This window comes from Paenibacillus sp. NN59, assembly GCF_057597225.1.
Map to the genome: position 1 here is coordinate 440,689 of NZ_CP199678.1, position 14,427 is coordinate 455,115.

Annotated in this window: 14 protein-coding genes; 6 read left to right on the forward strand and 8 right to left on the reverse strand. The window is 48.5% G+C overall.

Annotated features, from left to right (window positions below; genetic code table 11):
• Nucleotides 1–43 precede the first annotated feature (43 nt).
• From ACT89M_RS02085 to ACT89M_RS02100, 4 genes are all read left to right on the forward strand, one after another.
• Nucleotides 44–946, forward strand: coding sequence for a beta/alpha barrel domain-containing protein (locus ACT89M_RS02085; RefSeq protein ID WP_341181509.1), 903 nt, complete (start codon nt 44–46; stop codon nt 944–946).
• Between the two features lie 77 nt (nt 947–1,023).
• Nucleotides 1,024–1,857 carry a carbohydrate ABC transporter permease gene (locus tag ACT89M_RS02090; protein WP_373323273.1) on the forward strand — a complete coding sequence of 278 codons (834 nt, stop codon included), beginning with the start codon at nt 1,024–1,026 and terminating at the stop codon, nt 1,855–1,857.
• A complete protein-coding gene (locus tag ACT89M_RS02095) occupies nt 1,850–2,695 on the forward strand; it encodes a carbohydrate ABC transporter permease (RefSeq protein ID WP_308723011.1) in 846 nt (281 codons plus the stop codon). The genes ACT89M_RS02090 and ACT89M_RS02095 overlap by 8 nt, the downstream gene beginning before the upstream one ends.
• A 93-nt stretch (nt 2,696–2,788) precedes the next feature.
• Entirely contained in the window at nt 2,789–4,144 is a 1,356-nt protein-coding gene (locus ACT89M_RS02100) for an FAD-dependent oxidoreductase (protein WP_308723010.1), read from the forward strand.
• Nucleotides 4,145–4,641: 497 nt separating this feature from the next.
• Here the strand turns inward: ACT89M_RS02100 and ACT89M_RS02105 are convergent, their stop codons facing one another.
• The 4 genes from ACT89M_RS02105 to ACT89M_RS02120 form a co-directional block, all read right to left on the reverse strand.
• A complete protein-coding gene (locus ACT89M_RS02105) occupies nt 4,642–5,292 on the reverse strand; it encodes an amino acid ABC transporter permease (protein WP_154959977.1) in 651 nt (216 codons plus the stop codon).
• A gap of 70 nt (nt 5,293–5,362) precedes the next feature.
• Nucleotides 5,363–6,085, reverse strand: a complete 723-nt coding sequence (locus tag ACT89M_RS02110; RefSeq protein ID WP_090918871.1) for an amino acid ABC transporter permease — start codon at nt 6,083–6,085, stop codon at nt 5,363–5,365.
• Nucleotides 6,086–6,226: 141 nt separating this feature from the next.
• Nucleotides 6,227–7,066, reverse strand: coding sequence for an ABC transporter substrate-binding protein (locus tag ACT89M_RS02115; RefSeq protein ID WP_154891470.1), 840 nt, complete (start codon nt 7,064–7,066; stop codon nt 6,227–6,229).
• A 75-nt stretch (nt 7,067–7,141) separates the two neighbouring features.
• Nucleotides 7,142–7,891 (reverse strand): amino acid ABC transporter ATP-binding protein, encoded by a 750-nt coding sequence (locus ACT89M_RS02120; RefSeq protein ID WP_276539760.1) that lies wholly within the window; start codon nt 7,889–7,891, stop codon nt 7,142–7,144.
• A gap of 403 nt (nt 7,892–8,294) precedes the next feature.
• On the opposite strand from ACT89M_RS02120, the gene ACT89M_RS02125 reads away from it, so the two are divergent.
• A complete protein-coding gene (locus ACT89M_RS02125; protein WP_308723009.1) occupies nt 8,295–9,911 on the forward strand; it encodes a glycoside hydrolase family 28 protein in 1,617 nt (538 codons plus the stop codon).
• Between the two features lie 168 nt (nt 9,912–10,079).
• On the opposite strand, the gene ACT89M_RS02130 is transcribed toward ACT89M_RS02125, so the two are convergent.
• Complete coding sequence (locus ACT89M_RS02130; protein ID WP_090918863.1) at nt 10,080–10,931, reverse strand: helix-turn-helix transcriptional regulator; 852 nt, start codon at nt 10,929–10,931, stop codon at nt 10,080–10,082.
• 277 nt (nt 10,932–11,208) lie between these two features.
• Between ACT89M_RS02130 and ACT89M_RS02135 the strand changes: the two genes are divergently transcribed.
• Entirely contained in the window at nt 11,209–11,667 is a 459-nt protein-coding gene (locus ACT89M_RS02135) for a cupin domain-containing protein (protein WP_090919039.1), read from the forward strand.
• A gap of 155 nt (nt 11,668–11,822) precedes the next feature.
• On the opposite strand, the gene ACT89M_RS02140 is transcribed toward ACT89M_RS02135, so the two are convergent.
• From ACT89M_RS02140 to ACT89M_RS02150, 3 genes are all read right to left on the reverse strand, one after another.
• A complete protein-coding gene (locus tag ACT89M_RS02140) occupies nt 11,823–12,674 on the reverse strand; it encodes a hypothetical protein (RefSeq protein WP_308723008.1) in 852 nt (283 codons plus the stop codon).
• Nucleotides 12,671–13,189: a sigma-70 family RNA polymerase sigma factor gene (locus tag ACT89M_RS02145; RefSeq protein WP_154891466.1), complete on the reverse strand. Its 519-nt coding sequence runs from the start codon at nt 13,187–13,189 to the stop codon at nt 12,671–12,673. Before ACT89M_RS02145 ends, ACT89M_RS02140 begins: the two co-directional genes overlap by 4 nt.
• Nucleotides 13,190–13,460: 271 nt before the next feature.
• Complete coding sequence (locus ACT89M_RS02150) at nt 13,461–14,288, reverse strand: aldo/keto reductase (protein ID WP_308723007.1); 828 nt, start codon at nt 14,286–14,288, stop codon at nt 13,461–13,463.
• Nucleotides 14,289–14,427: the final 139 nt, after the last annotated feature.

Sequence of the window (14,427 nt, forward strand, 5' to 3'; positions counted from 1 at the left end):
AGACGGGAAAATGACGGAAAGAAAAATGACGGAAAAAAAGTGAATGGGGCGTATGCAGAGTGAGAGAAGTGAGAGAAGTGAGGGGATGAACCAGGTGGAAGACATGAAGAAGGGTCAGCGGACGGAGCAGACCAAGGAGTCGCAACAGATGCAGCATTCTCAGAGTTGGCAGAACTCCCAGAACCCGCAACATTCACATCAAGTCGATCAACTTCGGGCTAAGCAGCATGTGCAAAAGACAGGTCAACTGCAAGCCATGCTGGAACAAAAACCGCTGTCGCTCATCGTCAGTCTGCCCGGGAACGATCTCGCACTGGCTCGGGCGGCACGGGAGGAAGGTGCGGATGCTCTGAAGGTGCACTTTAATGTGGGCCATCGCGCAAGTGGCAACCATTTTGGTTCTCTGGATGAGTACACCGAGGTATTTCGGGCGATCCGCTCGGAGTTCGCTGGTCCGTTCGGCGTTGTGCCATCCGGGAGTATCGAAGGGACACGGAGAGAAGATGTGGAGCGCCTGGCGGATCTAGGCTTTGATTTCTACTCCATCTATGCGCATCATCTGCCTTCTTTTATGCTGCAAGACTTTGGAGTGGAATCTACGTTTGCGATTAACAACGAGTATGATGTGTCTTTGGTGGCATCTGCTGTACATTTCGGCTTTACTGCATTGGAGGCTTCGATTGTACCCGGCAAAGAATACGGCACCCCGCTCAGCTTTGCGGACGTGCTTCGTTATCGGCAACTGGTCTTGCAGGCCGGGGTACCGGTACTTGTCCCTTCCCAGCGTAAATTGGTACCGGAGGATGTTCCCGTGCTTCACCATAGCGGCATCAAGGCGATTATGCTCGGGGCCATGGTTACAGGCAAAACGGAGGATGAGCTGCGTAGAGCGGTGAGTAGCTTCCGCAATGCCATAGATCGTCTGACTGGGAGGGATGGCTCGTGAGCCGATCCAAAAAGCGGAGGCGTGGAGGGCCGCTCGCCAGGGAAGCGCAGATTGCTGGCTGGTTGTTTATTTCACCGATGGTGCTGGGCTTTACTTTGCTGCTTCTGTTCCCGATGGGGCTTGCGTTTTATATGAGCCTGACGGATTGGCCGCTGCTTGGGGATCACCATTTTATCGGACTGAACAATTACCGGGATATTATGACGGACGCCATGTTCTGGGAAGTGCTTGGCAATACGGTTTACTTTACGGCAGGTCTGGTGCCGCTGAATATCGTACTCGCTTTGCTGCTCGCCCTGCTCTTATCCAAAAGCATTCGAGGGATTGGCCTGTTCAGAACGGCCATTTTTGTCCCGGTGATGACGTCATTAATTGTCTGGGCCATCGTGTGGAAGCTGATGTATGCAACAGAGTCGGGGCTGATCAATCAGCTATTGCTGATGATGGGCATTAAAGGCCCTGCCTGGCTATATGATCCGAACCTGGCCATGCCTGCGGTCATTGTGACGAGTGTGCTGAAAAATGTCGGTCTGAACATGGTGCTGTTCATTGCAGCACTTCAGCAAGTCCCGCGTTCCTTGTACGAAGCGGCGACACTGGACGGCGCGGGCAGAAGGGCTTCTTTTTTCAACGTCACCCTGCCTATGATCACGCCGACCGTATTTCTGACCGTCGTGATGACCGTCATTGGGTCGCTCAAAGTATTTGGACAGATCTATGTCATGACCCAAGGCGGGCCGAGCAACAGCACGAAAGTTCTGGTCTATTACATCTGGGAAAAAGCGTTCAAGCTGTTTCAGTTCGGCTATGCTTCGTCCCTTGCGTATGTGCTGTTCCTGATTGTGCTGATTCTGACGCTGCTGCAATGGCAGCTTCGAAAGAGGTGGGTGTTTGGTGAAGGCGATGCCTAGTTTGTCAGGCCGAAGGTTCGGGGCTGCGGTTGGCACCTATTTGATACTGTCGGCAGTTTCGCTGATCATGATTGTTCCGTTGATCTGGATGGTCTCGACATCCCTCAAGGAACCGCAGAGCATATTTACCTATCCGCCGCAGTGGATACCGGACAGCTTGCAATTTCAGAATTATATCGATGTGTTTCGATTGATTCCGTTTCACCGTTTTTACGGGAATAGTGTGTATATCTCTGCGTTGGTGGTGCTTGGCACGGTGTTTTTTTCCTCGCTTGCTGGGTACGCCTTTGCCAAGATTCCGTTTAAGGGACGGAATGTGGTCTTTCTCATTTTGCTGAGCGCGATGATGATTCCGCATGAAGTCACAGCGATTCCGATGTTTCTGTTTATGCGGCAGCTGGGGTGGATCGATACGCATCTTCCGCTGATTTTATTGCCGATCTTTGGCGCGGGCGGCGTGTTTGGCATCTTTGTGATGCGGCAGTTCTTTATTACGGTGCCCACCGAGCTGGAGGAAGCGGCCATGATTGATGGCTGTAGCCGATTTCGGATTTATTGGCAGATTATGCTTCCGCTTGCCAAGCCGGGTATGGCGACGCTGACGATTTTTACATTTGTGACGAGCTGGAATGAGTTCTTCGATCCGTTGATTTTTATCAATTCGAGAGAGCTAATGACGCTGCCGCTGGGGTTGTCCCTGTTCACGGATGAGGTGGGCACAGCCTGGCAGTATTTGATGAGTGCGACCGTGATGGCGACGGTGCCGCTATTGATCGTCTTTTTCCTGGCGCAGCGGCGTTTCATTGAGGGAGTGGCGATGACGGGATTGAAGGAGTAGTCGGGATCGGGAAGTCAGACAGACAGAGGCACGATGCATCAGGCATCAGGCGATTGGAAGGGCAGCATATCGTATGGAAGGGAGAGGGCATGTTTGAATGAAGTGGCGAATGTCAAAAGGGAAACGGCGGATGTTGTCGTTGTCGGAGGCGGCCCCGCGGGAATAGCGGCGGCGATTGCAGCAGGGAGGCAGGGTGTTCGCGTGGTGCTAGTGGAACGCTACGGATTTGTTGGCGGGATGTCAACGGCTGCTATGGTCTACCCGTGGATGACGTTTCATACCGAGCAGGGTGAGCAGGTCATTCGGGGGATTGCACAGGAGATTGTGGATCGCTTGCAGGCACGTGGCGGTTCTCCCGGGCATCTGCGTGATACGGTTGGTTTTGTGCATAGCGTGACACCGTACGATCCGGCCGTCTATCAGGTGGTCGCGGCAGAAATGTTGAAAGAAGCGGGTGTTCGGCTGTTGCTGCACAGCTTCGTAGATGGTGTTACTACGGTGGATGACCGAGTAGAGGCGGTGCGAGTGACGAACAAATCCGGTCAGCTGGAGCTTCAGGCGAACGTATTTGTCGATGCGAGCGGTGATGCGGATGTGGCTTATCTGGCTGGGGCCACTATAGCGAAGGGGCGGGAGGAAGACAGCCAATCTCAGCCCATGACGATGAAGTTCCGTATGCGCGGCGTGGATCTCGGGCGTGTGAAGCAGTATATGCAGGAGCATCCGGAGGATTTTTATGAGAAAACACCTTTTGCCGAACTGGACACGATTCCGTTAACGGGCGTGAGCGGCTTCTATTCACACTGGAAGAGAGCGGCAGTGCCGATTCAACGCGATCAGGTGTTATTTTTCACCGGACCGGCGGCTGATGAAGTGTTGATTAACTGTACCCGGGTGCAGGGGCTTGATGCCACCAATGCTGTGGATTTAACCGAAGCTGAACAGGAGGGACGAAAGCAGGTGCTGATGATTGCCGAATTTCTGCGGAATGATGTGCCTGGTTTCGAACGAGCTTCGATCTCGGCTGTAGCCCCACAGATCGGCATTCGTGAATCCAGACGTGTCATTGGGCATTATGCGCTGACTCAGGAAGATGTCGTTGCAGGACGGAAGTTCGACGATGTCATCGCTAGAAGCGGTTATCCTATCGATATTCATGATCCCTCCGGGCAGGGCGTGACTGCAGCCTTTATTGAAGGAGATGGTGCGTATGATATTCCCTATCGTTCGCTGCTCTCGCAAAATATCAGCAACTTGCTGGCTGCCGGACGCTGTATCTCCACGACACATGAGGCTCACGCCACAACCAGACTGACCCCAAGCTGTATGGCAACGGGAGAAGCTTCGGGAACAGCTGCGGCTATGGCGGTAAAGCTGAAACTTCCGCCTGCAAAGCTTCCTGTATCACTGTTGCAAGCAGAGTTGCGTCAAAATGGTGCGGCAATTTGAGCGGAAAAGGGAACGAAGTTAGGGTAACCGCACAGTGGTGAAATTCTAACGATCACCAGAAGCCTTATTTGGGCAAAAAAGTAGACAAAAAAATTCTAACGATCCCCAGTGACGCTATTTTGCCAAGATTGCTCGGAATGGGGCGGAAAATGGCCTGAATCAGCAAAATAAGCTTCCTACGGATCGTTAGAATTGAAAATGCCTCAAAAATGGCTAAATAAGCTCATCTGAGATCGTTAGAGTTCAAAAGCTCCAATTCCACGAAAAATGTGGAACGGGAGCTTTTGAACGTTGAACCGTTACTTTGTTTAGCTCGTATTTTGGCAGTTCCACTTCGAGTATTGAAGCTGGACAGTTGAATCGCGAGCAACCGTAGCGGTAGCCTCAAACTGTTCAACATGGAGCAATAGAGTAGCTTAGCTTCAAACCATTGCTACAAGCAATGGAGACCAAAGGAACTGAACCTAAGCACCTGGAACAAAACAACGCCCACCTCCCTAGTTCATTCGTGCCTCAAGTCTTCTGGCAACGATCGAGAGGGAGTAGTTGATGATGAAATAGAGTACAGCAGCGAGCAACAACGCCGGGATGATGTAATCGAAGCTTTGACCTCCAAGGATCTGCACATTGCGCATCAGCTCCGGCAGGGAGATGATAATGGCCAGTGACGTATCCTTCAATAGTGAGATGAACTGGCTGACCATGGGCGGAGACATGCGGCGCAGTGCTTGTGGCATGATGATACCGATGAGCGTCTGCATGTAACTTAGGCCAGAGGAGCGGGCAGCTTCCACCTGACCACGTTCTACAGATTTAAGGCCGCTTCGCACGATTTCTGCGATCATGGCGCCTTCGAACAGACTCAGTCCTACAACCGTGGACCAGAAGGGTGGCATTTTAATACCAAGCTGTGGTAGCACGATATGGATAAAAAAGATGATGAGCAGCAGCGGCAGGTTACGAATGGTATCTACGATAACCGCCACAATCTGGGAGAGGACGGGGATTCGTGTAAATCGTATCGTACCGAGCAGTGTGCCCAGCACAAAGCTGAACACAATGGATAAGCCTGCAACTTGAAGGGTCACCCAAAATCCTTGCAACAGGAAACGAAGGTTAGGCCACTCATAGGCCCCGCTAAAGTCCATACATCCGATGCCTCCTTCGGTGAGCGATATATGTTCAATGAATCACCACATGTGACTGGGTAGTAATACCCTACATCGTAACCTGCCCGGCAGGTTTGTTTTTCTTCGGTTTACCTTTAGGTTTGCGCGCTTCTGCATCACTCTGTCCAAATCTGCGTTCCATATAATGCACCAGAAAGCTGAGCGGTAAGGTCAGTATCAGATAGAACAGAGCAACGATGGTGTAGACGCTTAGTGGCTGGAACGTATCGGAGTTCACAATGTCGGCAAAATACATCAAGTCCATGCCGGCCACAACCGCCAGGATGGATGAGTTTTTGACCAGATTAATAAATTGATTGCCAATGGAAGGCAGTACAATTTTGATGGCCTGCGGCAGGATGACCAGATTCATGGCCTGTACATAAGACAGTCCCGATGAACGTGCGGCCTCCAGTTGACCTCGAGGTACAGTTTGGATGCCTGCCCGAATCGCTTCTGCGATGAAAACGGCCGTGTATATGGTTAGTCCCAGTGTGCCCGCGACAAATCCATCCAGAGAAATACCCAGCGAAGGCAGTCCGAGATAGAAAAAAAACACAACCAGCAACAAGGGAATGTTGCGGATAAATTCAACAAAGGCCGTACCAAACCAGTTCAACGGTTTGACCGGTGAGATTCGAAAGATCGCCAGAATGGCCCCGAGTACAAAGCTGCCAATCAGAGCCATCACGCTCACTTGAATTGTATTCAGAAATCCTTCCATAAAGCGGTCGGAGTGTCTGAACAGTACGCTGAAATCCAATGTGCCCATAACAAGAGCCCCCGTTCTCCAGGTGTGAAAATAAAACAACAGCGCATCTGCTGCATACGTATTTCTCGTATACGGCAGATGCTTGCAGTGTATATTGAATGTTTAGCTGATGGTAGATTTGCTCATCATCAGGTACTTGGACTATTCAGGCTTGCTACCTAGCCACTTTTCATGCAACGTGTCATACTCCCCGCTATCCTTCAGGGCTTTCAGCATCTTGTTCACTTCTTCTACAAAAGCCGTATCGCCCTTGCGAATCGCCATGCCGTATGGCTCACTAGTGAAGTTGCCGCCAACCAACTTGTAGTTGTTGTCCGTCTGCTGCATGCCGATGAGGATGATGTTATCGGTCGTCAGCGCCTCGCCTTTGCCTGCTTTCAGCGCTGTAAACGCATCTTGATAATTATCAAACTCCAGCACGTCGGCTTTCGGTGCCTTCTCGCGGATATTCTGTGCAGACGTAGAGCCTTTCACGGCAAGCACTTTCACACCATCCAGGCTCTCCAGACCAGCGATGGCACTGTCGTTTTTCACCAGAAGGGATTGGCCTGCCTCGAAGTACACATCACTGAAATCCACTTGCTCTTTACGCTCATCCGTGATGGTCATCGTCGCAATGATGATGTCGATATCTCCGTTTTGCAGCATCGGTATCCGTGTTTTGGACGTTACTTCTTTCAGTTCGACCTTCGTTTCATCTCCCAAAATCTGCTTGGCCAGTGCCTTGGCAATATCGATATCAAAGCCTTCCACATCTCCACTTGCCGGGTCTTTGAGTCCAAATAACTTCGTGTCATATTTCACGCCAGCAATCAGCTTGCCGCGTTCCTTAATCCGTTCAATCGTACCTTGCGCTTCCGCATCGCCCCCACCGCTTGTGGAAGGTGTGTTTGTACCAGTGGAGTTACAGCCAGATAATACGAGTGATAACATAAGCACCAACATTAACGTTAAAGACGGGAACTTCATATTATTGTTCATCAATTTAAGACCCCTTTCAAAATGTGGAGTGAGCATAAATGATTGGATTAACGTCTGGGTGAAAGTACGAAGAGGTTAATGATGGATCAGGCGGCTAAGGAACTGTTGTGCTCTTTCTTCTCGGGGATTGTCAAAAAAATCTACTGCGGGAGCCTCTTCGACGATCCGGCCCTCGTCCATGAAAATGACCCGGTCTGCCACCTCACGGGCAAATCCCATCTCGTGGGTAACGACGACCATGGTCATGCCGTTGTGGGCAAGGGAGCGCATCACATCCAGAACCTCCCCGATCATCTCAGGATCAAGGGCGGACGTGGGTTCGTCAAAAAGCATAATCTTCGGTTCCATGGCGAGTCCTCTCGCAATGGCTACACGCTGCTGTTGTCCACCGGACAATTGGGATGGGTAACTGTCTGCTTTATCGGCAATGCCGACCCGTTCAAGGTATTTCATAGCGGTTGCTACGGCTTGGGCTTTGGGTTGCTTACGCACCTTGACGGGTGCAAGAGTGATGTTGTCGATGACTTTTTTGTGGGGATACAGATTGAAATGTTGAAAAACCATGCCGATGTCGCGGCGGAAGAGGTTGATGTCCACCTTTTTCTGATGCAGAGGAATGCCGCTGACAACGAGCTCACCTTCACTGATGGTCTCCAGGCGGTTAATACAACGGAGCAACGTACTTTTGCCAGAACCTGAAGGTCCGACAATAACGACGACTTCTCCTTCTTCGATACGAAGATGAATATCCTTGAGGACATGGAAATGACCGAAATGCTTTTGCACACGTTTAAATTCAATCAAGAACACACACCCTTTCTGCAATGGAGAGTAAAAATGGGATAAAAAGGCATTATTGCAAAGTGGTTATTTAATCATACATAGACATCCTGCTGATAGCAATTGGTCTGTAATAAAACGTGACATAAGTAATGGGTTTTATAGGGCTTTAGCCCAAATTTACGTTATATATATGTTATGTAGTTGATTTTCTTGTGACGAATGCTGACAGAAAAATGAATCAATACTCCTAGTTTATTTACAATGACTGGAATTGATGTATGCTGTAAACTAAAAATAGTGTCTTGTTTTTATAGACGGGCTAACAAATATAAATAACAAATAACATCAAGTTCACTCTGTACATGGCAAAAAAGCTTAACCCGTCGCTACTGTGCCGTTGATATGATGAAACGAGAGAATCGAGTAGAGAGGATGATTTCATACCATGAATATATATCGCTCCCCATTATCTGCAGGGTCAGGCAGTGCAACTGAACTTCAAGCATACGAAGTGGATTTGCCCGAGATTCCTAAAAATGATTTTCATATTACCGAGTATGGTGCCGTTGGAGACGGTATTACAGATAATACAGAGGCCTTTCGGTTGGTTATTGCGGCATGTGCAGACGCAGGTGGAGGCAGGATCATCATTCCTGCCGGCGTGTGGCTCACTGGACCGATCGTGCTGCGTAGCCGAATTGAACTGCACGTGCAAGCCGGCGCACTGGTAACCTTCAGTCAGGATTTCAACAAGTATCCTCTTATTGCATCAAGCTTCGAGGGTTGGCAGGTTGTACGTTGTCAATCTCCAATTGATGCAAACGGGCTCGAAGATATTGCGATTACGGGTGAAGGCATCTGGGATGGCGGCGGTGAAGCCTGGCGTCCGGTGAAACGTTCCAAAATGACGGCTGGCCAGTGGAAGCGACTGCTTGCCTCTGGTGGTGTTGTGGAAACGTCAGAAACGACGGATGAACAGATCTGGTGGCCTTCCCAATCTGCGATGGATGGCGGTGCCATTGCCGAGAAGCTCTACCTGGAAAAAGTACGTGATCTTGCCGCGCATCAAGAGATCCGGGATTTCTTGCGGCCGAACATGGTTAGCTTGCGCCAATGCAAACGGGTTCTGCTGGAAGGGCCTACTTTCCAGAACTCACCGGCCTGGAACCTGCATCCCTGGGCATGTGAGCATGTGACGATTCGTAAAGTGAATGTGCGAAACCCGTGGTTCTCCCAGAATGGAGACGGGCTGGATATTGAATCATGTCGTCATGTTCTGGTAGAGCAGAGTATATTTGATGTTGGTGACGATGCAATCTGTATGAAATCAGGAAAAGATGCCGAGGGGCGTGAACTCGGGCTACCATCGGAGTACGTTACGATTCGGGATTGCACGGTGTATCATGGTCATGGCGGCTTTGTGATCGGCAGTGAAATGTCCGGCGGTGTAAGGCATGTCCGGGTAACGGATTGTACGTTTATCGGCACGGATATTGGTCTGCGTTTCAAGAGCGCACGCGGACGCGGGGGGATCGTTGAGGATATTCAGATTGAGCGCATTTATATGAAGGATATCATTATGGAAGCTATTTCGTTTTCCTTTTTCTATGCGAATATGGAGGGGTCTGCCCGCGGTGGGGACCTTGCAAAAGAGGTCAGCGAAGAAACGCCGGTGTTCCGCGATATTCGCATCTCGGATGTGGTCTGCGCGGGAGCCGATACGGCATTATTTGTTAGCGGTCTACCGGAGATGCCTCTGGACAGCGTAAGTATCGAACGTTACAGCGTGGAAGCTCGTACTGGCATTCAGTGTGCTCAGGCAAAACATTTACAGATTACAGGGCTTCAGGCACAGATCACCGAAGGTCCGCTTATTCATCTTCATAACTGCAAAGGCGCTACACTGGAGGACATTAAAGGTGTGGGTGCGGATGGGAAGCTATTGAAAGTCACTGGACTTGAATCTGCGGGGATCGTATGTCGGGAAACGGATGCAGATACGGAAGGACGGCAGATATCGGTAAGTCCGGAAGTCCGAAATGGAGTTATCATTCGTAGATAAACGGTGTGATTTTTTCGTGCCTATTAGAAGTGTAATAGGGCAGCCATGTATGCAGTCCAGTCATCGCCTGAACTTCTCCTGAGATGGAGAAGAGCACATGCTGGAGCTGGAACACGGCTGCCCAATTGATTTTGTATAGGAAGAATAGGTCAGGACAACATGTCACATTCATCGATGCTCTTTGCGATAACGCAGCGGCGTTGTGCCTGTGATCTGTTTAAAGGTTTTGTTAAAATGAGCAGTATGCTCAAATCCGACCTTCTCTGCGATAAATTGAACCCGCTCTTGTGTTGAAAGTAATCTTCGCTGTGCCTCTCGAACTCGAACGATACGCAAATATTCGCTGAAGCGAAATCCGGTAAGCCTGCTGAACATTCGGCTGAGATAAGAAGGGCTGATATAAAAACGGGCTGCAGCATCTTCCAAAGTGAGCGGTTCGGTGTAGTGTTTATTGACATAGGTTACAATCTCGCTGATCTTGTCCTGCATCGGATGTAGCGAGCCTGGATTGGATTCCCGGATAACCTCCTGTGCCCGATGGACAAGAATCAGAAGTTGAGCCAACAGACTACGTACGGCGATCTCATAGTGAGGGCGTCGTTCTTTGCATTCCTGAAGCATCTGCCACAGGATGCGCTCGATCTCTGGTTGATCTGACTCGGGAAGACGGAGGAGGCTGGAGCATTTGAATGGCAGCAGACCACAGATGCCTAGCTCCATGCCCGTGGCAAAAGCAGGCGAAAAACCAATGAGAATCCGTTCGAAGCCAGGTTTGTTGCCTTTGGAGGTGGTGTGTACATCATGCGGGTTGATGAGAACCAGGTCACCTTTTCGCGCAGGCAAAATCTGTCCATTCATGGAGTATACCCGTTCACCTTCGAGCAGGTAATATAATTCGTAAAAGGGATGAGCATGAGGTTGCGGCATCGCACTCCCGTCATGTCTTCGCATATATTCTATGGTAAAGGCATAATCACCAATCCGATACTTGGGTCCGATTCGATCCTCAATGAGACTCATTAGGCAACTCCTCTCCACTTCAGCTTGGCGTTGATACTCATATCATAACGGAAAGTAGATAATTTTGTAAACGCTATCATATAGAGTGAGATTGCTTTTTGTGAAGATAGATATTATTCATCAGGGACGGGGGGATATTGTGGAGAAGGTGGACGAATGGAAGAATGCCCGTTATAAAGGTGACAAAACGGACATGTTGTTTTAGAGTAAGGAGAGCGAGGTCATGCTCCAGTTTGGGAGTATCCCCGAAAATGAATTGGAAGGAAGGAAACAAGTTATGACAGCACATGAATTATCACCGCTCGTAGCTGCGCTGGATATGCAGCCTCACGTTGAAGGTGGTTGGTATAAGGAAGTTTGGAAAGCATCTTATCAAATCCCTCAATCCGTATTACCGGACGCTTACTCTGGTCCACGCTTCTCAGCAAGTTCAACGTATTTCTTGCTTCATGCTCATGAGATCTCCGAGTGGCACACGGTGCTTTCGGATGAGCTGTGGTTATGGCACAGCGGCAGTCCAATTGAATTGAAATTGGGTGGCAACGGCGAAAACCCGGAGAATGAGGAAGTGCTGATTCTCGGCATGGATATCGAGGCAGGACAATCTCCGCAGGTACTTGTGCCTGCAGGTGTATGGCAGACGGCACGACCATTGGGCGATGAGCCGGTTCTGGTCACTTGCGTCGTAGCGCCAGGTTTTCACTTTGATGACTTCAAGCTGGTATCCAAAGGATAAGCTTATATTTAAAACTTTAAATTTAAAAAACCGATTCAGATATGCTTCAGCATCTGAATCGGTTTTTTTGAGTGCTCTTCTTTCTTGCTCTTACATTTCTCATATCTCCTTGATGTTCATTGTGAATGCTTTGCATGTCCGATGGCGAATACTGCTCACTTCGGATTTTCATTACTCATCCAGCTGTCTACATAAAACTCTCCATTATACTCCGGTAGCTTAGCGAGTTCCTTAAGCTTGAGTTCAGCTTCTTCCGCGGTAGAATACTCACCGATAACAGCCGTGAACTCATCCGTAGACGTTTTAAGGAAGGAGATATCCTCATCCGGATAAGATTCTTTTAATATACCCATGGACTCGCCAAAAGGCATTGATTCTGTACGGAGTGAGAACATCTTTCGAGGTGTGACTGGTTTGCCGTCAGAAGTCAGCTTCACTTCCAAATATCCAGGGTTCTTGAATTCCGTGACGGAATACTGTACGCCTTCTTTTAAAACAACAACGAATCCGACGGAGGAGTCGTCTAGAATCATGGAACCATAGACATCTTTCACTAAAGGTTGAGTCATGAAGTCGTTTTTTACTTTCTCCATATCCATGTAACGTGCACCGCTGAATGTAAAGAGGATACGATTGGGTGCTGACTTGTGTACTACATTATAATAAGGTGCGTCATTCGTCTGATCCTGGTCATCGGTACTAAAATGAATTTTAAGCGTATTTTGCGTTGCGTCCGAACCCACGGTTACTCCATCGGTAATCTTACCGCCATCGCCGAATTGTAATACTTGAACAATCGTTCCGACCACAGGTATTTTGACCATAGCATTTGCAACTGTAGGAATGTTGACGATGAACAGAAAAGCTGCACATGCTGCCAGAGCAGAAGCATAGCGAATGATACGAGATGATTTTTTGCGAGCAGCCGCTTTTCGCTGGGCTTGACGAATAACCTCTGTAAGTTGAGCCGGGATTTCAATGTTTTCATAACGTTCTTTACTTGTCATAGATCTCCAACCTCTCCTTCAACTAAATCCAATTTTAATTTATTGATGATCCGATAAAATTTTGACTTGACGGTATTCTCAGATAGGGAGAGCACTTCAGCGATTTCTCGAAAACGCATATTATCGAAAAACTTCAATATGATATAGGCTCTATCTTCAGGCACGAGGCGATCGAGCGCATCGTACAGATCCATCTTTTCTTCTATGGAGGCTCCTCGCTCTGGAGCTGCGAACTCTTGCACATGATCCTCCATATAAGTTACGCGCTGGCTGCGACGAATATGGTCGATCGATGTATTGATTACAATCCGTGACATCCAGGAATCAAAATAGGTCATGGAATCCATTTTTCCATAAGCAATATAACCTTTGTATGTGGCTTCGGATACGATGTCCAATGCTTCTTGTTCATTTTTCACATAGCAGTATGCCAGTCTGTATAATTTGTTTTGGATCGTTGTTATTTTTTCGCTGAACTGTTCTTCCTTTGTTTTTCTGCTGTTCAGTCTAATCAATCTTGTTCCCCCCTGATCAACCTAAATAATATTCAAGTCCTCGTGTATTCCAGGCCCGGATTGGTGTAGAGTGCTTGAGTTGTTTGATACCCGTTAGACTGATAAGGAGGCAAAATAGTTTTAAGGCTTGCAAAAAAAATATGTAATCTCTATTACAAAGGGGCCATACCTTCATTTTTCACAACGAAGTCTGTGACTATAACCTACACAGAACCATATCAAAACACCCGCTCTTCCAGAAACGAAGGCGGGTGTAGTTCAATTCAATATGTCAGAAATTAAAATTGTCCGGATCGGAACCGAAACGCTTATTCTCGTTCAGACCGTTAATCTGTTCAATCTCCTCAGCTGTTAACTCGAAATCATATAGCTCGGTATTGGCATGAATGCGCTCAGGTGTTACCGATTTCGGGATGGTCACGATGCCGTTTTGCAGATCCCAGCGCAATATGACTTGTGCCGAATTCTTGCCGTATTTGGCAGCGATGTCCTGGAGCAAAGGATGCTCCATCAGATTACCTTGTCCAAGTGGAGACCAGGCTTCAATCTGAATCTCATGTGTACTGCAATAGTCGCGTAGTTCCTTCTGAGTCAGGAGCGGATGAAGCTCGACCTGATTGACCGCAGGTTTGATGGTGGCATCCATCAAGAGGTCTTCCAGGTGGTGAGTCTGAAAGTTACTCACGCCGATGGCGCGAACACGTCCTTCTTTATAGAGTTTCTCCAGTGCTCTCCATGTATCTTTGTACTTGCCTTTGACAGGCCAGTGGATCAAGTAGAGATCGAGATATTCAAGCTCCAGACGTTGCATGCTTTCTTCGAAAGCGGCAAGCGTGCTCTCGTAGCCTTGGTCACTGTTCCATACTTTGGTTGTGATAAACAAATCTTCACGAGCAATGCCAGATTCACGAATGCCTTGAGCGACACCGGATTCGTTATTATATACTTTGGCGGTATCGATGCTGCGGTACCCAGCTTCAATCGCTGTTTTGACGGCACTTACAACCTCATCTCCGTCTTTCACTTTGAATACGCCAAAGCCAAGCCATGGCATCTTGACTCCATTGTTGAGTGTGGTTGTGTCCTGAACGTGTTTCATGATCTGTCATTCCTCCTCTGATTCTTCTGTGAATTTCCTATATATAGAGTACTACGATATTAGTAATCGGTCGAATTTTTCGAAATGAGATTTGTTAAAGAGAGTTAGTTAAATTTCAAGAATTATTTCTTTGAAACAT

What these genes read in the sequence shown, in the direction of transcription:
- ACT89M_RS02110 (WP_090918871.1), bottom strand. Translation starts at nt 6,085, where the DNA reads ATGGGCACATTGGATTTCAGCGTACTGTTCAGACACTCCGACCGCTTT.
- ACT89M_RS02150 (WP_308723007.1), bottom strand. Translation starts at nt 14,288, where the DNA reads ATGAAACACGTTCAGGACACAACCACACTCAACAATGGAGTCAAGATG.
- ACT89M_RS02115 (WP_154891470.1), bottom strand. Translation starts at nt 7,066, where the DNA reads ATGAACAATAATATGAAGTTCCCGTCTTTAACGTTAATGTTGGTGCTT.
- ACT89M_RS02140 (WP_308723008.1), bottom strand. Translation starts at nt 12,674, where the DNA reads ATGACAAGTAAAGAACGTTATGAAAACATTGAAATCCCGGCTCAACTT.
- ACT89M_RS02105 (WP_154959977.1), bottom strand. Translation starts at nt 5,292, where the DNA reads ATGGACTTTAGCGGGGCCTATGAGTGGCCTAACCTTCGTTTCCTGTTG.
- ACT89M_RS02095 (WP_308723011.1), top strand. Translation starts at nt 1,850, where the DNA reads ATGCCTAGTTTGTCAGGCCGAAGGTTCGGGGCTGCGGTTGGCACCTAT.
- ACT89M_RS02125 (WP_308723009.1), top strand. Translation starts at nt 8,295, where the DNA reads ATGAATATATATCGCTCCCCATTATCTGCAGGGTCAGGCAGTGCAACT.
- ACT89M_RS02090 (WP_373323273.1), top strand. Translation starts at nt 1,024, where the DNA reads ATGGTGCTGGGCTTTACTTTGCTGCTTCTGTTCCCGATGGGGCTTGCG.
- ACT89M_RS02135 (WP_090919039.1), top strand. Translation starts at nt 11,209, where the DNA reads ATGACAGCACATGAATTATCACCGCTCGTAGCTGCGCTGGATATGCAG.
- ACT89M_RS02130 (WP_090918863.1), bottom strand. Translation starts at nt 10,931, where the DNA reads ATGAGTCTCATTGAGGATCGAATCGGACCCAAGTATCGGATTGGTGAT.
- ACT89M_RS02085 (WP_341181509.1), top strand. Translation starts at nt 44, where the DNA reads ATGGGGCGTATGCAGAGTGAGAGAAGTGAGAGAAGTGAGGGGATGAAC.